This window comes from Micromonospora sp. SL4-19, assembly GCF_047921475.1.
Taxonomy (GTDB): Bacteria; Actinomycetota; Actinomycetes; order Mycobacteriales; family Micromonosporaceae; genus Micromonospora.
Genome location: NZ_JBLROB010000001.1, coordinates 688144 through 709058, shown reverse-complemented (window position 1 = coordinate 709058; position 20915 = coordinate 688144). Strand labels below are relative to the sequence as shown.

21 protein-coding genes and 1 pseudogene are annotated in these 20915 nt (G+C 72.5%); 12 read left to right on the top strand and 10 right to left on the bottom strand.

Going from position 1 to position 20915, the window contains the following annotated elements:
- Nucleotides 1-60: 60 nt before the first annotated feature.
- Nucleotides 61-825, top strand: coding sequence for a DUF4230 domain-containing protein (locus ACNAVT_RS03260; RefSeq protein ID WP_416292857.1), 765 nt, complete (start codon nucleotides 61-63; stop codon nucleotides 823-825).
- A 47-nt stretch (nucleotides 826-872) separates the two neighbouring features.
- Here ACNAVT_RS03260 and ACNAVT_RS03255 read toward each other — a convergent pair whose 3' ends face one another.
- A complete protein-coding gene (locus ACNAVT_RS03255) occupies nucleotides 873-1079 on the bottom strand; it encodes a PspC domain-containing protein (RefSeq protein ID WP_416292618.1) in 207 nt (68 codons plus the stop codon).
- A gap of 423 nt (nucleotides 1080-1502) precedes the next feature.
- Here ACNAVT_RS03255 and ACNAVT_RS03250 point away from each other — a divergent pair, with 423 nt between their 5' ends.
- The 9 genes and pseudogenes from ACNAVT_RS03250 to ACNAVT_RS03210 all read left to right on the top strand — a co-directional run bounded on the left by ACNAVT_RS03250 (nucleotide 1503) and on the right by ACNAVT_RS03210 (nucleotide 13826).
- On the top strand, nucleotides 1503-2873 hold the full coding sequence (locus ACNAVT_RS03250; RefSeq protein WP_416292616.1) for an L-serine ammonia-lyase: 1371 nt from the start codon (nucleotides 1503-1505) through the stop codon (nucleotides 2871-2873).
- Between the two features lie 64 nt (nucleotides 2874-2937).
- Nucleotides 2938-3765, top strand: coding sequence for an ABC transporter permease (locus tag ACNAVT_RS03245; protein WP_416292615.1), 828 nt, complete (start codon nucleotides 2938-2940; stop codon nucleotides 3763-3765).
- Between the two features lie 135 nt (nucleotides 3766-3900).
- A pseudogene (locus tag ACNAVT_RS03240) lies at nucleotides 3901-4506 on the top strand (ABC transporter ATP-binding protein); the annotation flags it as partial.
- Nucleotides 4503-6473, top strand: a complete 1971-nt coding sequence (locus ACNAVT_RS03235) for a DUF5941 domain-containing protein (RefSeq protein ID WP_416292613.1) — start codon at nucleotides 4503-4505, stop codon at nucleotides 6471-6473. The pseudogene ACNAVT_RS03240 and the gene ACNAVT_RS03235, both read left to right, overlap by 4 nt.
- Nucleotides 6474-6489: 16 nt before the next feature.
- Nucleotides 6490-8673, top strand: coding sequence for a bifunctional glycosyltransferase/CDP-glycerol:glycerophosphate glycerophosphotransferase (locus tag ACNAVT_RS03230; RefSeq protein WP_416292611.1), 2184 nt, complete (start codon nucleotides 6490-6492; stop codon nucleotides 8671-8673).
- 113 nt (nucleotides 8674-8786) lie between these two features.
- Nucleotides 8787-10094, top strand: coding sequence for an ABC transporter ATP-binding protein (locus ACNAVT_RS03225; RefSeq protein ID WP_416292609.1), 1308 nt, complete (start codon nucleotides 8787-8789; stop codon nucleotides 10092-10094).
- A gap of 98 nt (nucleotides 10095-10192) precedes the next feature.
- Nucleotides 10193-10660, top strand: a complete 468-nt coding sequence (locus tag ACNAVT_RS03220; protein ID WP_416292608.1) for a DUF4442 domain-containing protein — start codon at nucleotides 10193-10195, stop codon at nucleotides 10658-10660.
- Nucleotides 10661-10707: 47 nt separating this feature from the next.
- Entirely contained in the window at nucleotides 10708-11457 is a 750-nt protein-coding gene (locus ACNAVT_RS03215; RefSeq protein ID WP_416292606.1) for an HAD family hydrolase, read from the top strand.
- The gene (locus ACNAVT_RS03210; protein ID WP_416292604.1) at nucleotides 11454-13826 is read left to right on the top strand and encodes a glycoside hydrolase family 65 protein; all 2373 of its coding nucleotides are present in this window, start codon (nucleotides 11454-11456) and stop codon (nucleotides 13824-13826) included. Before ACNAVT_RS03215 ends, ACNAVT_RS03210 begins: the two co-directional genes overlap by 4 nt.
- 88 nt (nucleotides 13827-13914) lie before the next feature.
- Here ACNAVT_RS03210 and ACNAVT_RS03205 read toward each other — a convergent pair whose 3' ends face one another.
- From ACNAVT_RS03205 to ACNAVT_RS03195, 3 genes are all read right to left on the bottom strand, one after another.
- Nucleotides 13915-14094: a hypothetical protein gene (locus ACNAVT_RS03205; protein WP_416292603.1), complete on the bottom strand. Its 180-nt coding sequence runs from the start codon at nucleotides 14092-14094 to the stop codon at nucleotides 13915-13917.
- An 87-nt stretch (nucleotides 14095-14181) separates the two neighbouring features.
- Complete coding sequence (gene trxA, locus ACNAVT_RS03200) at nucleotides 14182-14529, bottom strand: thioredoxin (RefSeq protein WP_416292601.1); 348 nt, start codon at nucleotides 14527-14529, stop codon at nucleotides 14182-14184.
- A complete protein-coding gene (locus ACNAVT_RS03195; protein WP_416292599.1) occupies nucleotides 14499-14891 on the bottom strand; it encodes a MerR family transcriptional regulator in 393 nt (130 codons plus the stop codon). Before ACNAVT_RS03195 ends, trxA begins: the two co-directional genes overlap by 31 nt.
- A gap of 162 nt (nucleotides 14892-15053) precedes the next feature.
- Here ACNAVT_RS03195 and ACNAVT_RS03190 point away from each other — a divergent pair, with 162 nt between their 5' ends.
- Nucleotides 15054-15722: a dienelactone hydrolase family protein gene (locus tag ACNAVT_RS03190; RefSeq protein WP_416292597.1), complete on the top strand. Its 669-nt coding sequence runs from the start codon at nucleotides 15054-15056 to the stop codon at nucleotides 15720-15722.
- Nucleotides 15723-15742: 20 nt separating this feature from the next.
- Here the strand turns inward: ACNAVT_RS03190 and ACNAVT_RS03185 are convergent, their stop codons facing one another.
- Nucleotides 15743-16648 (bottom strand): SMP-30/gluconolactonase/LRE family protein, encoded by a 906-nt coding sequence (locus tag ACNAVT_RS03185; RefSeq protein WP_416292595.1) that lies wholly within the window; start codon nucleotides 16646-16648, stop codon nucleotides 15743-15745.
- 97 nt (nucleotides 16649-16745) lie between these two features.
- Between ACNAVT_RS03185 and ACNAVT_RS03180 the strand changes: the two genes are divergently transcribed.
- Nucleotides 16746-17201, top strand: coding sequence for an Lrp/AsnC family transcriptional regulator (locus tag ACNAVT_RS03180; protein ID WP_416292593.1), 456 nt, complete (start codon nucleotides 16746-16748; stop codon nucleotides 17199-17201).
- A 12-nt stretch (nucleotides 17202-17213) separates the two neighbouring features.
- On the opposite strand, the gene ACNAVT_RS03175 is transcribed toward ACNAVT_RS03180, so the two are convergent.
- The 5 genes from ACNAVT_RS03175 to ACNAVT_RS03155 form a co-directional block, all read right to left on the bottom strand.
- Complete coding sequence (locus ACNAVT_RS03175) at nucleotides 17214-17873, bottom strand: HAD family hydrolase (RefSeq protein WP_416292592.1); 660 nt, start codon at nucleotides 17871-17873, stop codon at nucleotides 17214-17216.
- A gap of 72 nt (nucleotides 17874-17945) precedes the next feature.
- Nucleotides 17946-18602, bottom strand: a complete 657-nt coding sequence (locus ACNAVT_RS03170) for a C39 family peptidase (protein WP_416292855.1) — start codon at nucleotides 18600-18602, stop codon at nucleotides 17946-17948.
- Between the two features lie 377 nt (nucleotides 18603-18979).
- Entirely contained in the window at nucleotides 18980-19321 is a 342-nt protein-coding gene (locus tag ACNAVT_RS03165; protein WP_416292590.1) for a hypothetical protein, read from the bottom strand.
- A 39-nt stretch (nucleotides 19322-19360) separates the two neighbouring features.
- The gene (locus tag ACNAVT_RS03160) at nucleotides 19361-20185 is read right to left on the bottom strand and encodes a hypothetical protein (protein ID WP_416292588.1); all 825 of its coding nucleotides are present in this window, start codon (nucleotides 20183-20185) and stop codon (nucleotides 19361-19363) included.
- A gap of 154 nt (nucleotides 20186-20339) precedes the next feature.
- Nucleotides 20340-20825 carry a hypothetical protein gene (locus tag ACNAVT_RS03155; protein WP_416292587.1) on the bottom strand — a complete coding sequence of 162 codons (486 nt, stop codon included), beginning with the start codon at nucleotides 20823-20825 and terminating at the stop codon, nucleotides 20340-20342.
- Nucleotides 20826-20915: the final 90 nt, after the last annotated feature.

Here is a 20915-nt window from a genome sequence, read left to right as displayed (position 1 = left end):
GTCGCACGGGAGCCGTAACGTCATCATCAGTCGATGTGTCTGACGAGGACGGTGAGGGCGATGGCCCGCGACGGTGACATCAACGAGCCCACCAGGGAGTTCCCCGGTTACCCGACCGCCGACGACCTTCGGGCCCGGTCGGACGTCACAGCCGATGCCGCGCCGGATGCGCCCCGGCCGGCCGGCGGCCCGGTCCGCGGCCTGCTCTGGGTGCTCGGCGCGGCCGCGCTGGCCGTGGTGGTGCTGCTCGGGGTGCAGGCGACCGGGATCCTGCCGGAGTTCCGCAACCCGTTCGCCAAGGAGCACACCGACCGGAGCCAGCCGCCGCTGCTCAAGTCGATCCGCGACCTCAGCCGGTACGTCGCCGCCGAGGGCGACTTCCAGGTGGTGGTCGACCTGCAGAACGACCGGAGGAACGTGCCGGACTTCCTGCTCAACGACCGGACGCTGTTCGTCGGGGCGGGCCGGATCGAGGCGTACGTCGACTTCTCGAAGATCGCCGACGGGGCGGTCGTGGAGTCCGCCGACAAGAAGTCGGTGGAGATCAAGCTGCCGGCCCCACAACTCGGCGAGACCAACCTCGACCTGGAGAAGAGCTACGTCTTCGCCCAGCAGCGGGGCCTGCTCAACCGGATCAACGACCTGGTGGCCGGCGACCCCAACCGCCAGCAGCAGGTATACAAGCTGGCCGAGGACCGGATCACCGCCGCCGCCCGGGACAGCGGGCTCACCGCCCGGGCGGAGGAGAACACCCGCAAGATGCTGGAGGGGTTGCTCCGCTCCCTCGGCTACCAGAAGGTGACCGTCACCTACACGGCTCCGTGACCGGTCGATGCCCGCCCCCGGCTCGCCGGGGCGGGCATCGCGGCGGATCAGTAGCGGGCCGTCGCGTAGCGGTCCTCGTTCGGCATCAGGATCCAGAGGATCACGTAGATGATCAGCTGGGAGCCGGGCAGCAGCAGGGACAGTAGGAACAGCAGCCGGACCAGGCCGACCGACAGCCCGAACCGCTGGGCCAGGCCGGCACAGACACCGGCGAGCATGCGCCCCTCGCGGGGCCGGACCAGTTTGCGACTCATCGTCGTACTCCCACTCTGCGGCGATCCGCCGCGCCGATTCCAGGCTAGGAACGGGTACGCACCGCGCCCTCGGTCCGGAGGAGGATCGTTGCTCCAGGCACCCGTAGGTGCTTACCCCGCCGGGTCTGCGCCGACCCGTCACCACCCACCCGATCAGCAAGGCCCTCATTCCCGGAAAGAGCGGCCATCCGGCGCGCAATGGCCACTCTTTCCGGGAATCCGCGCGCTGGCCGGCGGAGGGTGGAGGGTGGAGGGTGGGTGGTGTGCGGGAGGGTGGCGGCCCGCGGGCGGGGCCTGACCTGGGCGGGTAGGCTCGCCGGTCGGGCGCCCACACCCCGGGTGCCGCCCGCCGCCCCGGACCGGGAGCGGCACATCCCGGGCCGGGACCCGCACGACGGGACCGACGGCGAGGAAAGTGCAGCCATGATCAGTGTTTTCGACCTCTTCAGCGTCGGCATCGGGCCGTCCAGCTCGCACACGGTGGGGCCGATGCGGGCCGCCCGCACCTTCGTGACCGGGCTCAAGGCGGACGGGCTGCTCGCCGACACCGTCCGGGTGCAGGCCGAACTCTTCGGCTCGCTCGGCGCCACCGGCCACGGCCACGGCAGCGACCGCGCGGTGCTGCTGGGGCTGGAGGGCGAGGCCCCGGAAACCGTCGACACGGATCACGTCGGGCCGCGGGTGGAGCGGATCCGCGCCGACCGGCGGCTCAGCCTGCTCGGCACCCAGGAGATCGACTTCGACCCGGACCGGGACCTGGTGCTGCACCGGCGCCGCTCGCTGCCGTACCACCCGAACGGGATGACCTTCGCGGCGTACGACGCCGCCGGGGCGCTGGTCAGGGCCCGGACCTACTACTCCGTCGGCGGTGGGTTCGTGGTCGACGAGGCGGCGGCCGGGGCGGACCGGATCAAGCCGGACAGCACCCAGGTCCGGTACCCGTTCCTCACCGGTGCGGAACTGCTGGCCGTCACCACCGACAACGGCCTGTCGATCAGCGAGGTGATGCTCGCCAACGAGCTGTCCTGGCGCGGCGAGGCCGACGTCCGGGCCGGGCTGCTGGAGATCTGGCGGGTGATGCGGGAGTGCGTCGCCCAGGGCTGCGAGCGGGACGGCATCCTGCCCGGCGGGCTGAAGGTCCGCCGCCGGGCGGCCGAGCTGCGGCGGAGCCTGGAGGCGGAATCCGACGCCACCGACCCGCTGCACGCGATGGACTGGGTCACCCTCTTCGCCCTCGCGGTCAACGAGGAGAACGCGGCCGGCGGGCGGGTGGTCACCGCCCCGACCAACGGCGCCGCCGGGATCATCCCGGCCGTGCTGCACTACTACACCCGGTTCGTGCCCGGCGCGTCGGACGAGGGCGTGGTCCGCTTCCTGCTCGCCGCCGGCGCGATCGGGGTGCTGTTCAAGGAGAACGCCTCGATCTCCGGGGCCGAGGTCGGCTGCCAGGGTGAGGTCGGCTCGGCCTGCTCGATGGCCGCCGCCGGGCTCGCCGAGGCGCTCGGCGGCACCCCCGCCCAGGTGGAGAACGCGGCCGAGATCGGCATGGAGCACAACCTGGGGCTGACCTGCGACCCGGTCGGCGGCCTGGTGCAGATTCCGTGCATCGAGCGGAACGCGGTGGCCAGCATCAAGGCGATCACGGCGGCCCGGCTGGCGCTGCGCGGCGACGGGGTGCACGCCGTGTCGCTGGACAAGGTCATCAAGACGATGCGGGAGACCGGTGCCGACATGAAGATCAAGTACAAGGAGACCGCGCGGGGCGGCCTCGCGGTGAACGTGATCGAGTGCTGAACCCGAAGGGGTGACCCGGCCGGTACCGACGCCGGCACGGGGTGGCGAGGGCGAGGATGGGACGGTGACGACAGGCGTCGCCGCGCTCTGGTCGGCCCGCAACTCGCTGCGCATCCTGGTCAGGCGGGACCTCGCGGTGAAGTACCAGCAGTCCGTCCTGGGCTACCTCTGGTCGCTGATCGAGCCGCTCGGCATGGGCCTGATCTACTGGTTCGTCTTCGGGGTGCTCTACTCCGGCGCCACCCGCCGGCATCTGGGCGACGCGGCCGGGTCGTACCCCCTGTACCTGATCACCGGGATCTTCGCCTGGATGTGGGCCAGCTCCGCGCTCAACGAGGCGACGAACGCGCTGACCGGGCAGGCCCGCCTGATCACCACGATGAACGTGCCCCGGCAGGTCTTCCCGATCGGCCGGGTCACCGGTCGCTTCGCCGAGTACGCCGCCGGCCTGCCGATCCTGGCCGGCATCGCGGCGATCTACGCGGCGCACGGGAAGATCCACGTCGGCTGGACGCTGCTCGCGCTGCCCCTGGCCGTGGCGGTGCAGTTCGTCCTGCTGGTGGGGGTCGCGCTGCTGCTGTCGGCGTTCAACGTGCTGATGCGGGACATCGAGCGCTTCATGCGGCTGATCATCCGGGTGCTCTTCTACGCCACCCCGATCATCTACCCGCTCGCCCTGGTCCGGGACTCCGGAATGCCGACCTGGGTAAAGATCGTCTACGAGTTGAATCCCCTGGTCGGCATCTTCCAGCTGCACCACTCGATCTGGTACCCGGACCAGTTCCCCGACGCCCGGCTGCTCACCATCACCGTGCTGGGCAGCCTGCTGGTGCTGGCGCTCGGCTGGTGGTCGTTCCGCCGGCTCGAACCGGCCGTGCTCAAGGAACTGTGAATGGCGATCGTCGAGGCGGAGGGACTCGGCATCCGGTTCGTCCGCAACCGGCGCCGCCAGCTCCGGCTGCGGGAACTGCTGATCCACCGGGGCGGGCGGAACGCCACCGCCGGCCAGTTCTGGCCGCTGCGGGACGTGTCGTTCCGGATCGAGCCGGGCGAGACCGTCGGGGTGATCGGCCGGAACGGCACCGGAAAGAGCACCCTGCTGCGGCTGATCGCCGGGGTGCTGATCCCCGACGAGGGCCGGCTCCGGGTCCGCGGGGCGGTGGCTCCGCTGCTGGAACTCTCCGCCGGCTTCTCCAACGACCTGACCGGGCGGGAGAACCTGTACCTGGTGGGCGGGCTGCACGGACTGCCGACCGCCTACCTGCGGCGGCACTTCGACGAGATCGTCTCGTTCGCCGGGGAGCAGGTCGAACGCTCCATCGACACCTCGGTCCGGCACTACTCCTCGGGGATGAAGGTGCGGCTCGGGTTCGCGGTCATCGCCCACCTGCCCCACCCGATCCTCTTGATCGACGAGGTGACCGCGGTCGGGGACGCGGAGTTCCGCGCGCGGTGCTATGCGACCATCGAGCGACTTCTCGCGGAAGGGCGCACGCTGGTGCTGGTGTCACACAACGAAAAGGACCTCGCCCGGTTCTGTCGCCGAGGGCTCTACCTCGACGCCGGACGGCTGACCGTCGACGGGACGATCGACGAGGCGCTGCACGCGTACGCCAGCGCCGTGCAGCGGTGACCCTCGCGATCGTGCTCGCCGCCGACCCGGCCGCGGGCCTGACCACGGGTGACGGGCAGCGCCTGGTCGACCGGCTCGTCGCGCAGTGGCGGCAGGCCGGGGCGAGCGACGTGCGGGTGGCCGCCGACCTGACCGAGCTGGCCGCGCTGGTGGCCGGTGCCACCGGCCCGGTGCTGGTCAGCGGGGCCGACCTGGTGGCGCACACCGCCGTACTCAAGCATCTGGCGACCAGCCCGGTGGGGCCGACGGTGGCCCTGGTGCTCACCGATCCGCCGGCCCCCGGCCAGGTCCCGGTCCGCGAGGAGCGCGGCCAGGTGGTCGCGGTCGGCGACCCGGAGGGCGCGACCGGTGTGTTCGGCGGCGCGCTGCGGGTCGGGCCGGCCGACCTGCCGGCCCTCGCCGCCGCAGCCGAGGCGGCGGCCGGCTCCGTGCCGGGCGAGCCGGCGACGGCGAGCCCCTGGTCCCCGGTGGACCGGCTCTTCGCCGATCTCGCGGCGTGCGGCACGCCGGCCTTCGCGCACCGGGTACGCCTGCTCGTGGCGCGCCGGGTCGGCAGCCCCGCCGAGGCGAGCGCGGCCAAGGCGGCCGTGGCCGCGGTCGACGAGGACAAGGCCGAGCTGCGGCTGTCGGTGAAGGAGCGGGACGACTTCTTCACCACGTTCTTCGTCAGCACCTGGTCCCCGTACGTGACGAAGGCCGCCGCCCGGATCGGACTCGGGCCGACCGCGGTCACCATGATCTCGGTGGCCTTCGCGGTGGCCGCCGCGGTGCTCTTCGGCGTCGGTGGTCGGCCCGCGCTGGTCGCCGGGGCGGTCCTGCTCTACCTGGGCTTCGTGCTGGACTGCGTGGACGGTCAGCTGGCCCGCTACACCCGGCACTTCAGCGCCTGGGGTGGCTGGCTGGACACCATGGCCGACCGGGCCAAGGAGTATCTGGTCTACGCCGGGCTCGGCTACGGCGCCACACACGCCGGCTTCCGCTACGGCTGGGCCCTCGCCATCGCCGCGATGACCCTGCAGACCGTGCGACACATGACCGACACCTGGTACGGCGTGCTGCACGACGAGGCGGCCCGCCGACCCCGCCCGGCGCCCGGCGCGGCCGGGGGCATCGGCGGGAAGCTGAACGCCGCCTCGACGAAGGTGCAGTCGGACACCGGCTCGGTGTCGTACTGGCTGAAGCGGACGGTGGTGTTCCCGATCGGGGAACGGTGGGCGCTGATGGCGCTGGCCGCCGCGCTCTTCGGCCCGCTGGTCGCGCTCTGGGCGGTGCTGGTCTGGGGGACGTTGGCATTCGCGTACACCGGGGCGCTGCGGACCCTGCGGGCCCGGTGGATGCGGGTGCCGGTGATGGAGACGGTGGACACGACCCTGCACCGGGACGACGGGCCGCTGGCCCGGACGCTGCCGGCCGGGCGTGACGTGCTGGGCCTGGCGGTGTTCGGCGCGCTCGGCGCGGTGGTGCTGCTGATCGTCGCGTTGCGGGCGGTCCACCAGGGCGGGGCGCTGCGGGGCTGGGTGGTGCCGGCCGGGCTGCTGTTGCTGCTCGTCGGCGCGTTCGGCGCGCGGGCCGCGCACCGCGGGCCGTTGGACTGGCTGGTCCCGGCGGCGCTACGGGCCGGGGAGTATCTCTTCGCCATCGCCGTCGGGGTGGCCGGCCGCGCCCCCGCCTGGCTGATCTTCGGGTATGTCTTCGTGCTCACCCTGCACCACTACGACCTCACCGCCCGGCTGGAGAAGCGGCAGTCCGCCCCGCCGCTGCACGCCGCCACCGTCGGTTGGGAGGGGCGGTCGGTGTTGTTGACCATTGCGTCAATCGCCGGAATCACGACCATTGGCCTGGCTACAATCGGTACGTACCTTCTCGTGGTTTTTGTCGCGAGCGTGGTCCTCGCCTGGGTGGTCCTGCCGGCCCGCGCCCGACGGATGCCGGTCCCGGTCGGTGGGGGTGACCGCTCGCCGGGCTGACGGAGGGCCGGCCGGGATGACCCTGATCAGCTTCGTCGTACCGGCCTTCCAGGTGCAGGGCTATCTGCGGGAGTGTCTCGACTCGATCCTCAGCCAGCCGTACGACGACCTCGAGGTGATCGGGGTCGACGACGCGTCCCCGGACGGCAGCGGCGAGATCCTGGTCGAATACGCGGCCCGCGACCCCCGCGTCCGCCCGGTCCGGCTCGCCGAGAACGTCGGACTCGGTCCGGCCCGTAACGTCGGGCTGGACCGGGCCGTCGGCGAGTGGGTCTGGTTCGTCGACGGCGACGACTGGCTGGTCCCCGGCTGCCTGCCGCACGTCGCGGACCGGCTGGTCGCCACCCGCCCGGACGTGCTGATCGTCGATCACGTCCGGGCGTACTGGAACAACGTGGGAACCCGCAGCGCCATGGAGGAGGTGTTCCCCGAGCCGCCCGGCGAGGTGACGTTCCGGCTGCGGGACCGGCCGGAGACCATGCGGCTGCTGCACACCGCCTGGAACCGGCTGGTTCGGCGGGAGTTCCTGGTCGAGCGGGGGCTGCGCTTCGCGCCCGGCTGGTACGAGGACGTCTCGTTCAGCTACCCGGCGCTGCTGGCCGCCGAGCGGATCGGCGTGCTGGACCGGATCTGCCTCAACTACCGGCAACGCCGGACCGGGGCGATCACCCGTACCCGGGGGGATCGGCACTTCGAGGTATTCGCCCAGTGGCACCGGGTGTTCGAGCTGATGGACCGGTGGGGACCGGAGGTGGCCGCGCTGCGCCCCGCGGTGTTCGAGCGGATGATCTGGCACTATCTGACCGTGCTCGGCCACGGCGCACGGATCGCCCCCGAGCTGCGGCCCGCGTTCTTCGCCCAGGTCCACGCCGACTACGTCCGCTTCCTGCCGCCCGAGGGCTACCCCGTGCCACCCGGGCTGGGCGGGGTGAAGCACCGGCTGGTGGCGGCCGGGCGCTGGCGGACGTTCAGCGCCCTCCGTGCGGCCCACCGGGTGGAGGAGCAGGCCCGGCGCTCGGCCCGACGGGTCAGGCGGCGGGTGCTGCCGGTGGCCCGGCGGGGCGCGCAGAAGGCCCGGGACGTCGCGCTGCGCAAGTACTACCGGGCCGAGCTGCGCCGCCCGCTGGACCCGACCCTCGCCGTCTACGCCGCGTACTGGTACCGGGGGTACGCCTGCAACCCGGCCGCGATCTACGCCGCCGCCCGCCGCCTGGCCCCCCAGGTACGCGGCGTGTGGATCGTCCGGCCGGACCGGGTCGCCACCCTGCCGCCCGGCGTCGAGTACGTGGTCGCCGGCACCCCGGACTACTACCGCGCGTTGGCCCGGGCCCGCTGGTTGGTCAACAACGTCAACTTTCCGGACCACGTCCACAAGCGGGCGGGCTCGGTCCACCTCCAGACCCATCACGGCACACCGGTCAAGGTGATGGGGCTGGACCAGCAGCGGTACCCGCTCGGCGCGGTGGGGATGGACTTCGCCCAGCTGCTGCGCCGGGTGGACCGGTGGGACCACAGCGTCACCTCGAACAGCTTCTCGACTCAGATGTGGGAGCGGGCGTACCCGGCCACGTACACCACGCTGGAGGTCGGCTATCCGCGCAACGACCGGTTGGCGCTGGCCACCCCGGAGGAGTGCCGGCGGGTCCGGGCGGAACTGGGCATCGGCCCGGACGAGACGGTGGTGCTCTACGCGCCGACGCACCGGGAGCACCTGCCCGGCTGGCGGCCGCCGTTCGATCCGGACCGGATGCGCGACGTGCTCGGCCCGCCCGGGCGGGTGCTGATGCGCAGCCATTACTTCCACGACCGCGACCGGAGCCCACGTCGGCGATCCGCCGCCGGGGTGCTGGACGTGAGCGACCACGACCGGGTGGAGGACCTGTACCTCGCCGCGGACGTGCTGGTCACCGACTACTCGTCGGCCATGTTCGATTATGCGGTCCTGGACCGGCCGATCGTGGTCTACGCGCCGGACTGGGACGCCTACCGGGTGACCCGGGGTGTCTACTTCGACCTGATCGCGGAGCCGCCGGGCGCGGTGGCCCTCGACTTCCCCGCCCTGCTCGACGTGTTCCGCTCGGGCGCGCTCCGGGCGGAGGAGGCCGAGCAGGCCCGGCAACGGTTCCGGGCCCGGTTCTGCGCACTCGACGACGGTCATGCCGCCGAGCGGGTGGTACGCCGGGTCTTCCTGGACCGATAGATCACCCGTAATAGGTCTGTCACGAGTGCAACATGGAACGTTTACCCGATGTGCGGATCACATGATCCTGGTCACAGTCATTCCCGAGTTCGCCGAGGACTGGGGAGGAGACGGTGAGCACCGTTTCACTCAAGGATGTCACCAAGGTGTTCCAGGACGGGACGATCGCGGTCGACACCATCAATCTGGACGTCAACGACGGCGAGTTCATGGTGCTGCTCGGCCCGTCGGGCTGCGGCAAGTCGACCGTGTTGCGGATGGTGGCCGGGCTGGAGGACCCGAGCACCGGCGCCGTACTGCTCGACGGCGAGGTGGCCAACGACCTTTCGCCGCGGGAGCGGCGGATCGCCATGGTCTTCCAGGACTTCGCCCTGTATCCGCACATGACCGTCAGCGACAACATCGGCTTTCCGCTGCGGCTGGCCGGGGTCGACCAGGGCCCGCGCGGAGAACGGATCCGCGACGTGGCGGGTGCCCTCGGCATCGGCGACGTGCTCGGCCGCAAGCCGAGCCAGCTCTCCGGTGGCCAGCGGCAGCGGGTGGCGATGGGGCGGGCGATAGTGCGTCGACCCGGCCTGTTCCTGATGGACGAGCCCCTCTCCAACCTGGACAGCGGCCTCCGCGCCGAACTGCGGGCCGAGATCTCCGGGCTGACCCGGGAGTTGGGCGTCACCACCATCTACGTCACGCACGACCAGGCCGAGGCGCTGACCATGGCCGACCGGGTCGCCATCATGCGCAAGGGCGTGCTCCAGGACGTCGGCACCCCCACCCAGGTCTACGGCCGGCCGGCCACCCTCTACGTCGCCGCGTTCCTCGGCAGCCCCCGGATGAACCTGCTGGAGGCGTCGGTCTACGTCCACCTCGATCGGTACGTGGCGCTGAACCTCGGCGAACAGGCGCTCTACCTGCCCTGGGACGACATTCGCAGCCGCGCCGTGGCGCACTACCACGGCGAGCGGATCGTGGTCGGGATGCGGGCCGAGGCGCTCACCCCGGTCGCCCCGGACGCCCCCGGAGCGGTGCTCCAGGGGCGGATCCGCTACCTGGAGCACCACGGCCACGAGTCGCTGGCCTTCCTCGACGTCGGCGCCACCGCGATCGTGGTGGACGAGATAGGCACCCCGGTGGAGCACGTCTCGTCTGACCAGCGAGGGCGGCGCCGCTTGGGCCACGTCATGCAGCGGCTCGCCGGGCGGTCCGGGGACGCCCCGGCCGTCGCGGCTCCCGGTGGTGACGGCAACCGGACCAGCGTGCTCGCCGACCCGGGCCGGCACCATCGCCGCCCGGCGGACCTGGCTGTCCGGCTCGCCCCGTACCCGGGGGTCTCGGCGGGGCACTCGCTGTCCGTCCAGGTACGGATGGACGCGCTGCACTTCTTCGACGAGCGCGGCGACCGGATCGACGTCGGCTGGCGCTGAGGCTTCCGCCGCCAGATCCCGGCCGGTCCCTCCGTCAGCTGGTGGATCGAAAGCGCGGGCGCCTTGCCGGGAAAGTTACCGGCGAGTAGCGTGCGGGCATGTCCATCGACTCTCGCCAGGTGGCGGCCGGTCTGCTGGAGGCCCTGCCGTTCGCACGCACGCTCGGTATCGAATTCGTCGAGGTCGCGCCGGAGGCCGAGGGCGGGGTGCGGGCGGTCGTCCGGCTCCCCGACACCCCGGAGCACCACAACCACGTCGGCGGCCCGCACGCCGGGGCCATGTTCACCCTCGGGGAGACCGCCTCCGGCGCGGCGGTGCTCGCCGCGTTCGGGCAGGTTCTCGACCGGGCGGTGCCGCTGGCGGTGACCGCCACGATCGCGTACCGGAAGGTCGCCCAGGGGTCGGTGCTGGCCACCGCCCGGCTGGGGTGCACCCCGGCCGAGGTGCTCGCCGAGCTGGACGCCGGGCAGCGCCCGGAGTTCCCGGTCGAGGTGGAGATCCGCACCGAGGACGGCACCACCACCTCGGAGATGACGGTGATCTGGACACTCCGTCCGAACCGCTGACCGCCGAATCGGGTTTCTCCGGCCGGTCCGGTGGATAGATTCAGACCGTGCTGGGCCTACCCGCTCGTGTGACCGCCTGTCTCTTCGATCTGGACGGTGTGCTGACGCAGACCGCCAAGGTGCACAACGCCGCCTGGACCGAGACGTTCAACGCGTTCCTGAAGGAGCGCGCGACGGCCACCGGCGAGCCGTTCCGCCCGTTCGACCCCGGCGCGGACTACAACCGGTATGTGGACGGAAAGCAACGCGCCGACGGGGTGCGCTCCTTCCTGGCCTCCCGCGGGATCACTCTGCCCGAGGGCGCGCCGGACGACCCGCCGGAGGCGGACACGGTCAACGGGGTGGGTAACCGCAAGAACGTCATCCTGCTGAAGCGGATCCACGCCGACGGGGTCGAGGTCTACGAGGGTTCGGTGCGCTACCTGGAGGCGGCGGTCCATGCCGGGCTGCGCCGGGCGGTCGTCTCGGCCAGCGCGAACGCCCAGGCCGTGGTCGAGGCGGCCGGTCTGGAGCCGCTGCTGGAGGCCCGGGTGGACGGGCTGGTCGCCCGCGAGCGGAAGCTACGCGGCAAGCCGCACCCGGACACCTTCCTCGCCGGCGCGCAGCTGCTCGGGGTGGCGCCGGAGCAGGCCGCCGTCTTCGAGGACGCCCTCTCCGGGGTGGCCGCCGGGAAGGCCGGCGGCTTCGGGTACGTGGTCGGCGTCGACCGGGTCGGCCAGGCCGACGACCTGCGCGAGAACGGCGCCGACGTGGTGGTGACCGACCTGGCCGAGCTGTTGACGGAGTCGACGCGATGATCCGGGAGCGGGCGTATCCGGTCGAGCCCTGGCATGTCCGCGAGACCCGGCTCGACCTGGACGTGCTGGCCCAGTCCGAGTCGGTCTTCGCCCTCTCCAACGGCCACGTCGGGCTGCGCGGCAACCTGGACGAGGGGGAGCCGCACGGCCTGCCCGGCACCTACCTCAACTCCTTCTACGAGCTGCGGCCCCTGCCGTACGCGGAGGCCGGTTTCGGCTTTCCCGAGTCCGGCCAGACCATCGTCAACGTCACCAACGGCAAGCTGATCCGGCTGCTCGTCGATGACGAACCGCTCGACGTCCGGTACGGCGAACTCCTCTTCCACGAGCGGATCCTCGACCTGCGGGCCGGCACACTGCACCGGGAGGTGCACTGGCGGTCGCCGGCCGGGCGGGAGGTCAAGGTCCGCAGCACGCGACTGGTGTCGTTCACCCAGCGCACCGTCGCCGTGATCAACTACGAGGTCGAGCCGGTCGGCGAGCCGCTGCGGGTGATCCTCCAGTCCGAGCTGGTGGCCAACGAGGCACTGCCGCCCCAGAGCCGAGACCCGCGGGTGGCCGCGGTGCTGGAGTCGCCGCTGCAGGCCGAGGAGGAGCTGACCACCGACGACGGCGGCCTGCTGATCCACCGGACCAAGGTGAGCGGGCTGCGGGTCGCCGCCGCGATGGAGCACGACGTGCACGGCCCGGAGCGCACCACGATCGAGTCCGAGGGGTACGAGGACTGGGTCCGCACCACCGTCGGCTGCGTGGTCAAGCCGGGCCAGTCGCTGCGGGTGGTCAAGTATCTGTCGTACGGCTGGTCCAGCCGGCGGTCCCTGCCGGCGCTGCGCGACCAGGTCGGGGCGGCCCTGGCCGCCGCCCGGCTGGACGGCTGGGACGGGCTGCGCCGGGCCCAGCGGGAATACCTGGAAGAGTTCTGGGACGCCGCCGACGTGCGGGTGGAGGGCGACCCGGAGGTGCAGCAGGCCGTCAGGTTCGGGCTGTTCCACGTGCTCCAGGCCGGCGCCCGGGCCGAACGCCGGCCGATCTCCGCCAAGGGGCTCACCGGCCCCGGGTACGACGGGCACGCGTTCTGGGACACCGAGATGTTCGTGCTGCCCGTGCTCACCTACACCCAGCCGGCCGCGGTGCGGGACGCGCTGCACTGGCGCTACGCGACCCTGGCGCAGGCGCACGACCGGGCCCGGACCCTCAACCTCAAGGGCGCCGCCTTCCCGTGGCGGACCATCGAGGGCCCGGAGTCGTCGGCCTACTGGCCGGCCGGCACCGCCGCGTTCCACATCGCCGCCGACGTCGCCGACGCGCTGCGCCGGTACATCCTGGTCACCGGGGACGAGGACCTGGAACGGGAGATCGGCCTGGAGCTGCTGGTGGAGACCGCCCGGCTCTGGCACTCACTCGGCCACCACGACCGCAACGGCCAGTTCCACATCGACGGGGTGACCGGCCCGGACGAGTACACCGCGGTCAAGAACGACAACATCTACACCAACCTGATGGCGCAGCGGAACCTGCTCACCGCCGCTGACTGCGCGATGCGCAACCTGGACCAGGCGCTCGACCTCGGGGTGACCGAGGAGGAGGCGGCCGCCTGGCGGGACGCCGCGCACGCCATGCACATCCCGTACGACGACGAACTCGGCGTGCACGAACAGGTGGAGGGGTTCACCCGGCTGCAGGAGTGGGACTTCGAGCACACGCCGCCCGAGAAGTACCCGCTGCTGCTGCACTACCCCTACTTCGACCTCTACCGCAAGCAGGTCGTCAAGCAGGCCGACCTCGTGTTGGCGATGCACTGGCGGGGCGACGCGTTCACCGGCCAGGAGAAGATGCGCAACTTCCTCTACTACGAGCGGCGGACCGTCCGGGACTCCTCGCTCTCCGCCTGTACCCAGTCGGTGATGGCGTCCGAGGTGGGCCACCCCGAGCTGGCCCACCGCTATCTGCGCGAGGCCGCGCTGATGGACCTGCACGACCTGAACGAGAACACCCGGGACGGCGTGCACATGGCCTCGCTGGCAGGCGCCTGGATCGCCCTGGTCGCCGGCTTCGGCGGCCTGCGCGACCACGACGGCACGCTCTCCTTCTCGCCGCGGCTCTCCAGCCGGCTGAGCCGCCTGGAGTTCTCGCTCCAGTGGCGCTCGATCCCGTTGCGGGTCGACGTCCGGCCGCATCAGGCGACGTACTCACTGCGGCACGGCGGGCCGGACACGGTGGTGGAGCTGCGCCACCACGGCGAGACGATCCGGGTCACCGGAGCCCAGCCGGTCACCGTGCCGGTGCCGTCGGCTCACCCGTCCGGGCCGCAGCCGGAGCAGCCGCCGGGCCGGGCGCCCCTGATGCACCTGCCGGAGGACGGCAGCTGAGACGGCCCGGCCCTCGACACAGCTCCACACCGCGGCGTCAGTCGCGCCGAGCTGGAGCTGCCTACGGGCCGGGCCGCCGATGCGTACGTCAGAACTGGCGGCCGTTGGACGGTCGGCCGCCGGCATCCCGCGGCGCCATCGCCCGCGGATCGTCGGCGGTACGCGCCTGCGCCGCCTCGTCCGCCCAGTCCCGGGAACGCTCGGCGTCCTGTTTGCGGCGTTCCCGCTCGGCGCTCTGCTGCCGGGACCTGTCCTGCTGCTGTGCCATGACGACCCTCGCGATCCGTCGGGGCGCGGCTGCGCCGATCCGTGGTCACCCCGCGCCTTCCCGATCGGCCCGCCGGCAAACGGCCGCTCAGCCCTCCAGGTGCCGGGCGAAGCTCAGCCGCAGATGGTTCTTCGGGCGGGAGCCGACGATCGAGCCGACCACCTGCCCGCCCCGGAACACCAGCAGCGTCGGCATCGACATCACCTGGTAGGCCCGGGTGGTCTCCGGGTTCTCGTCCGAGTTGAGCGTGACGAAGCGCAACTCGTCGCCGAATTCCTCGGCCAGCTCCGCCAGGTGCTTCGAGACCGCCCGGCAGGGCGGGCACCACTCCGCCCAGAAGTCGACCACCACCGGACGGTCGCTGGCCAGCACCGTGGCGGCGAACGTCTCGTCGGTGACCGCGGTCAGTCGGACCTGTTGCGTTTCCTGGGGCATGTTGCCTCCCGATGGGCGATCGCGTGGGCGAGCTGGTCGTGCAGCTGTCGGCGTACCACGCCGAGCCGGTCGAGGTAGTCGTCCACCTCGGCGAGCTTGCGGCGCAGCACGGCCACGGAGTCGGGGCAGACGTCGCCGGAGCTGTTTCCCTCTCGCAGGCAGGCCACGAACGGCCGGATGTCGTCCAGGCCGAAGCCCACCGCCAGCAGCGCCCGGATCTCGTGTACGACGCGCAACTCCGCCTCGTCGTAGATCCGGTAGCCGTTGGCCGAGCGGCGTGGCCGGACCAGTCCCTGGGTCTCGTAGTACCGCAGGGTCCGGGTGCTCGTACCGGCGCGTTCCGCCAGCTCACCGATTCGCATCCGATCCTCCCTCGCCTGCCCTGGTCGCCACGCTAAACCTTGCCGTCGGCGTCAAGGCAACACCGCCGCTCCGCCACGCAAGCCGGACGGGTAGGGGAGGTGAGCCGGGTGCGGTCGGGGGTACTCGTTCGTGGTCCGGCGTACGGCGGGGAGGGGTGGGGCATGGAGACGCGCGAGGTGACGATCCCGGTGGTGGGCGGGCTCCCCGCCGACCTGATCGTGCCGTCCGGGGCGACCGGTGTGGTGCTCTTCGCGCACGGCAGCGGCAGCTCGCGGCACAGCCCGCGCAACGTGGCGGTCGCGCACCAGCTCAACGGCCGGTCGCTGGCCACCGTGCTGGTCGACCTGCTCACCCCGGACGAGGATGCGCTGGACGCCCGGACCGCCGAGCTGCGCTTCGACATCGGGATGCTCGCCGAGCGGTTGGCCGCGATCGTCGACTGGATGGGTGCCGAGCCGATGCTGGGGCGGCTGCCGATCGGGATCTTCGGCGCCAGCACCGGCGCGGCCGCCGCCCTGGTCGCCGCGGCCGCCCGGCCGGACCAGGTACGCGCGGTGGTCTCCCGCGGCGGCCGTCCGGACCTGGCCGGCAGCTCCCTGTCCGCGGTGCGCGCCCCGACGCTGCTGCTGGTCGGCGGCCTCGACGAGCAGGTGATCGTGCTCAACGAGCAGGCGCGGGCCGAGCTGGGCGACGTGGCCGAGCTGCGGATCGTCCCCGGCGCCACCCATCTCTTCGAGGAGCCCGGCACCCTCGACCAGGTGGCCGACCAGGCCGGTACCTGGTTCGCCAGCCACCTCCGGATCCCGCAGCGCACCGGCCGGGGCCGCTGACCCGGGTCCCGTCGGGCCGTTCACCGGCCCGGGTAGCGGACCCCGTTGACGTTCACCCGCAGGCTGAACAGCGAACTGGAGGCGCAGATGTAGAGGTGGTTGCGCTTCGGGCCGCCGAAGGTGAAGTTCGCGACGACCTCGGGCAGGTGCAGCTTGCCCAGCAGGGTGCCGTCCGGGTCGAAGCAGTGCAGCCCGTCGTGCGCGGCGGCCCAGACCCGGCCCGCGTCGTCGAGGCGTACGCCGTCGAAGGAGCCGGCGTCGCAGGTGGCGAAGACCTCGCCGCCGCGCAGCGTGCCGCTCTCGGTCACCTGGAACCGGCGCAGGTGCTTCGCCCGGGTGTCGACCACGTAGAGCTGGGACTCGTCGGGGCCGAACGCCAGGCCGTTGGGCTGCCCGAAGTCGTCGGCGACGAGGCGTACCTCGCCGTCGTGCGGGTCGACCCGGTAGACGTGGTTGCCGCCGATCTCGCTCTCCGCCCGGTGGCCCTCGTAGTCGCTGTCGATGCCGTAGCTGGGATCGGTGAACCAGATCGACCCGTCGGAGTGCTCGACGACGTCGTTCGGGCTGTTGAGCCGGCGGCCCCGCCAGCGCTCGGCGAGCACCGTGTCGGTGCCGTCCGCCTCGGTGCGGGTGACCCGCCGCCGGCCCTGCTCGCAGCTCACCAGCCGCCCCCGCCGGTCGACGGTGTGCCCGTTGGCGTAGCCGGCCGGCTGGCGGAACACCCCGACCGCGCCGGTGGTCTCGTCCCAGCGCAGCAGCCGGTCGTCGGGGATGTCGCTGAAGACCAGGTACCGCCCGGCGGGGAACCAGGCCGGACCCTCCAGCCACCGGCCCCCGGTCCAGAGGCACTCCGTCCACTCGTCGCCGTTGATTCGGCGGAACCGCTCGTCGAGCACTTCGAACCGCGTCCTGAACCGGTCGACCATGACCGCCTCCACTCGTGACTGACGTTCGGCATCAAGCTAACATGGCCGAACGGCAGTCGGTGGAGCCGCGATTTTCCGAACAGGTACGGAGGTGGACGTGGACGAGGTGGACCGGAAGCTGCTCGCCGCGCTGCAACGCGACGCCACCCAGTCCTACGCCGCGCTGGCCGGCACGGTCGGGCTCTCCACCGGCGCCGTGCACGACCGGGTCCGCAAGCTGCGCGAGCAGGGGATCATCCGCCGGACCACCGTGGACGTCGACCCGGCCGCCGTCGGCCGGGGCGTGCTGGCGTTCGTGCTGGTGGAGGCGAACGCCTGGATGGGCGACCGGCCCACCCACGAGGCCCTGGCCGCGCTCCCCGAGGTGGAGGAGGCGCACGTCATCGCCGGCCCCGCGTCGTTGCTGGTCAAGATCCGGGTCGGTACGCCCGAACAGCTCCAGGCCAGCCTGCGCCGAATGTTCCAGGTGGAGGGCGTCACCGGCACGCAGACCGTGGTGGTGCTGGAGAGCTTCTTCGAGCGCCCGCTCGACCCGCACCCGCCGGCCGTCTGATCCGGCGGGCGGCTACGCCCCGCGCAGCAGGGCGGGCAGCTCGTCCAGGGTGGCGAGCGCGCGGCCGTCCCAGTCGGGGGCGGTGTCGTTGTGCTCGGTGGTCCGGATCACCGTCATGCCGACCGCCGCCGCGCCGGCCAGCTCGCCGTCCGCGCCGTCGCCGACGAAGACGCAGTCACTCGGAGCAACCCCCAGTCGCTCTGCTGCCGCCCGGTAGATCGCCGGATCGGGCTTGGCCAGGCCGACCTCGCAGGAGAACACCGCGACGTCGAAGCGGCGGGCCAGCGCGGTGGACGGCCACGCCTCGGCGGCCTCCGCGGTGGCGTTGCTGATCAGGCCGAGCGGGTGGCCGTCGGCGCGCAGCGCGTCCAGCACCGCGAGGGTCTCGGGTGCCACGCGGTCCAGCACCCACACGGCCAGCTCCCGCCGGTGGGCTGCCGCCCGGGCCACCTGCTCCTCGGTCGGCGCCCCGCCGAGCCGCCCGGCGAGGATCCGCACGGTCTCCGCGACGTCCCACCCGAGCATCCGGTCCCGCCAGGTGGCGTGGTACGCGGCGACCAGCTCGGCCGGCTCCACCCCCACCATCACGGCCATCTCGCCGACGACCCGGTCCCGTTCGGAATCCGCCCCGACGACGAGCGTGTGGAAGAGGTCGAAGATCACCGTTCGCACGGCGGTCATGCTAACGCGCACGGCGAAGGGCCGGCCTCCCCGCTCGGGGAGACCGGCCCTCGTGTTGCTCGGTCAGGAGCTGTAACCGCGGCTGGCGATCCAGTTCGCCAGGTCGGTCACGTTCATCCAGTACTCCGGCTCGCCCGGGCTCGCCGGGTCGGCGATCAGCACGGTGTGGCCGTCGTCCTTGTACTCCACCACCGTCAGGTAGTGACCCGAGTAGCTGTGCGCGACGCCGTCCACGTCCAGCGCGGTGCCCCGGATGTTGGCGACGACCGGGCGGCCCTGGTCCACCGCGGCCTTGACGTCGGTCCGCAGCTGCTCGACCTGGTCCTTGGTGGCCACGTCATCCCGGATCTCGGTGGTCTTGTACTTGCCACCGGAGTAGTCGTTGAGCACCCGGGTGATGTCGATTGCGGAGTCGGTGCCGTTCACCGTGGTGCCCAGCTTCTGGGCCAGCTCGTCCTGGCTGACCTGCTTGCCCTCGGCGGACAGCGCGATCCGGGTCGAGGCCGGGCCGCAGTAGAAGTAGTTGGGTTGGGCCTGGTACTGGTAGTCGGCGCGGCGATCGCCGTTGTCACCGGCGCCCTTGCCGCTGCCCTGACCCGCGGCCGGGGCGGCCGGGTTGGCGTCCGCCGCGTGCGCCGCCACGGCAGGACCGGCGATGACTCCACCGGACATGACGAGACCGGCGACGGACAGCATGCTCTTACGGAAGATCGAGTTGATGGCGAAGCTCCATTCGGGGATTGACGTCTCCGGAGAGACGCAGCACCAGGAGTGGCGCTCGGCTGTTCTCGGGAAACCGGCGGGCCGGATCCCACGACCCACGGGATCACCCGGGGTTCGTCCGACCGGTGGGCCCCGGGCCATTCGCCCGCCGGGCCGTCCTGATCGGTCGTACGGGAGGTGTAACGAGCAGCAGCGGCAGCCCAATTCCACCGTCCGGGTGGCCTCGCTCACGTCGAACCGGACATCGCGCCCAGCTTGCCTGAATCCTCGCGAACCCAGGATCGGGCTGTCCTGGCGTCAACCGCCCAAGCCCGCCGTCTCCGGACAGACGGCCCTCGGTCGGGTGGTGACGCGGAGGCCACGGCCGCGATCGATCACGACACGGGACGGCGCAGGTGACCCGGGGCCGGCGGGGACTGCGCTCCGTCGGGCAGCCCGCGTCGGGCCGCACGGTGCCGAGCGGCCAGCCGGCTCAGGTAGAACAGCGCACCGGCCAGCACACCCATGTCGTCCAGATAGATCGGGTCGGGGAGCAGGTCCACCGGGAAGATCGCGTAGATCAGCGCGCCGTAGAAGGCCACCTTGCCACCGACCCCGAGCGCGCCGAGCATCCGGCGGGTCCGTACCACCCGGACGGCGAGCAGGACCGCGCCGACCAACGTCGCCAGCGCGAGGAGGCCGGCGAGCGCGATCAGGACCCAGGTCTCACGGGACACGAGGTCACGCTAACCGAGCCGGGCCAGGTCCGCCCGTTGTCAGTGCACCGGCACCGCCGCCCGGCCCCGGGCCACCGGCGTGATCTCGCGGGTGACCTCGGCGGGCCGGGCCGCGGCCGGCAGCTCCCGGGTGGCCTGCGCCGCAGCGAGGTCCACGATGGAGAGCGATGACTGCGGTTCCGGGGCGGGGCAGGTCGCCGTGTACGCCTCCTCGCGCAGGCTCCGGGCGGCGGCAGCAGCCAGCTCGGCGGCGCGCCAGGCTGCCTGCTCCCGCTCCCGGGCGGCCTGCTGCCGGGTAAGCAGGTTGTCTCGGACCAGCCGGCGCAGCAGCAGTTCCTGCTCCACCGGGTGCCGACTGGGGTCCCAGCCACGCTGCCCGAGGATGTCGCTGAGCTGCTGCACCGTGATCTCCTTGCGCCACTGCGCGTCCAGCGCGGCCCGGTGCAGCCAGCGCTCCCGGTCGGCGTACTCGGCGGGTGTCCGGGCGGTGCGCGGCACGGGCAGCGCGGCGGCGGCGGCCAGCCGGCGGACGTCCTCCTCAGCCGCCTCGTACGCCCGCCACGTCTCCTCGACCGCCTCCTGGGCGGCCAGCCACTCGGCGCGCCGCCGCTCGGCGGTGGCTGCCGCGCGGGTCGCCGCGACCTCCACCTCCTGGGCGTACCGGACCCGCTCGCGGGTCTCCTCGGCCAGTTCCAGGCTGCTCGGCATGGCCGCCTCGCTGATCCGGTCGCCGAACACCGACCGGAACCGGTCGGGGTGGACGATCATGGCGGCGACGACGATCGCCGCCATGGCGAGCAGGGCCAGCCAGATCCCGGCGGCCTGGGGAACGTCGGGCAGGACGGTGGAGAAGACGGTCTGCATCAACAGCACCTCATGGTGGAACGTTCGGAACTCAACGGTCTGGGGCCCGGCGGGACGGGCCGTGGATCGCCGCGGGCACGACGGGCGCGAGCGTGGTCGAGCCGTGGTGGGGCGGCGGGGAGTCGGCGGGGCCGCGCGTGGGCGACCGGCGCGATCAGGCGCGGGGCGGGCCGCGGCGGGCGATCGGCTCCCGGCCGGGATCGCCGGCTGGCACGACGAAGGCGGTGCCGGCGGGCGGCGGAGCGGCGTCGTGGTCGGCGTGGCGTGGCGATACGCCGAGAGCCGGTGGCATGGCCGCCGGGCGGGGCTGCCCGGCCGTGGACTCCGCGTCCGGCGCGGTCAGCCGGACCTCGGCGGGCGACGTGGTGGTCGCCGTGCTCGCACTCCCGGCGACCGGCCCGGCATCGGAAGTGGTGCTCGGGATGGTGATCGCCAGCCCGTCGACAGGCGCCGGAGCCGCCGGCCCGGTGACCGGTCGGGCCGGCGCGGCCGGCCCGAGGGTGCCGGCGTCGGCCGGCGCGGCCGCCAGCCCGTTGAGCCCGACGACGAGCGCCAGGGCGGTCACCGCCACCCGGGTCAGGTCCCGCACGGTGCGCAGCGTCGCCGCCCAGAGGGACGGGGCGAACGCTACGAGCAGCACCAGTTCAACCTATCGGGCAGATCCGCGTCGTGCAGCTCGACGAACGTCCGGAGTGGCGTGACCCGCCCCACGATGCGCTGTGGACAGACC

Excerpts from the sequence above, each read along its gene's own strand:
- trxA (WP_416292601.1), bottom strand. The coding sequence starts at position 14,529 with ATGCCCCAGGAAACGCAACAGGTCCGACTGACCGCGGTCACCGACGAG.
- ACNAVT_RS03190 (WP_416292597.1), top strand. The coding sequence starts at position 15,054 with ATGGAGACGCGCGAGGTGACGATCCCGGTGGTGGGCGGGCTCCCCGCC.
- ACNAVT_RS03160 (WP_416292588.1), bottom strand. The coding sequence starts at position 20,185 with ATGCAGACCGTCTTCTCCACCGTCCTGCCCGACGTTCCCCAGGCCGCC.
- ACNAVT_RS03260 (WP_416292857.1), top strand. The coding sequence starts at position 61 with ATGGCCCGCGACGGTGACATCAACGAGCCCACCAGGGAGTTCCCCGGT.
- ACNAVT_RS03205 (WP_416292603.1), bottom strand. The coding sequence starts at position 14,094 with ATGGCACAGCAGCAGGACAGGTCCCGGCAGCAGAGCGCCGAGCGGGAA.
- ACNAVT_RS03220 (WP_416292608.1), top strand. The coding sequence starts at position 10,193 with ATGTCCATCGACTCTCGCCAGGTGGCGGCCGGTCTGCTGGAGGCCCTG.
- ACNAVT_RS03195 (WP_416292599.1), bottom strand. The coding sequence starts at position 14,891 with ATGCGAATCGGTGAGCTGGCGGAACGCGCCGGTACGAGCACCCGGACC.
- ACNAVT_RS03255 (WP_416292618.1), bottom strand. The coding sequence starts at position 1,079 with ATGAGTCGCAAACTGGTCCGGCCCCGCGAGGGGCGCATGCTCGCCGGT.
- ACNAVT_RS03210 (WP_416292604.1), top strand. The coding sequence starts at position 11,454 with ATGATCCGGGAGCGGGCGTATCCGGTCGAGCCCTGGCATGTCCGCGAG.
- ACNAVT_RS03250 (WP_416292616.1), top strand. The coding sequence starts at position 1,503 with ATGATCAGTGTTTTCGACCTCTTCAGCGTCGGCATCGGGCCGTCCAGC.
- ACNAVT_RS03230 (WP_416292611.1), top strand. The coding sequence starts at position 6,490 with ATGACCCTGATCAGCTTCGTCGTACCGGCCTTCCAGGTGCAGGGCTAT.
- ACNAVT_RS03185 (WP_416292595.1), bottom strand. The coding sequence starts at position 16,648 with ATGGTCGACCGGTTCAGGACGCGGTTCGAAGTGCTCGACGAGCGGTTC.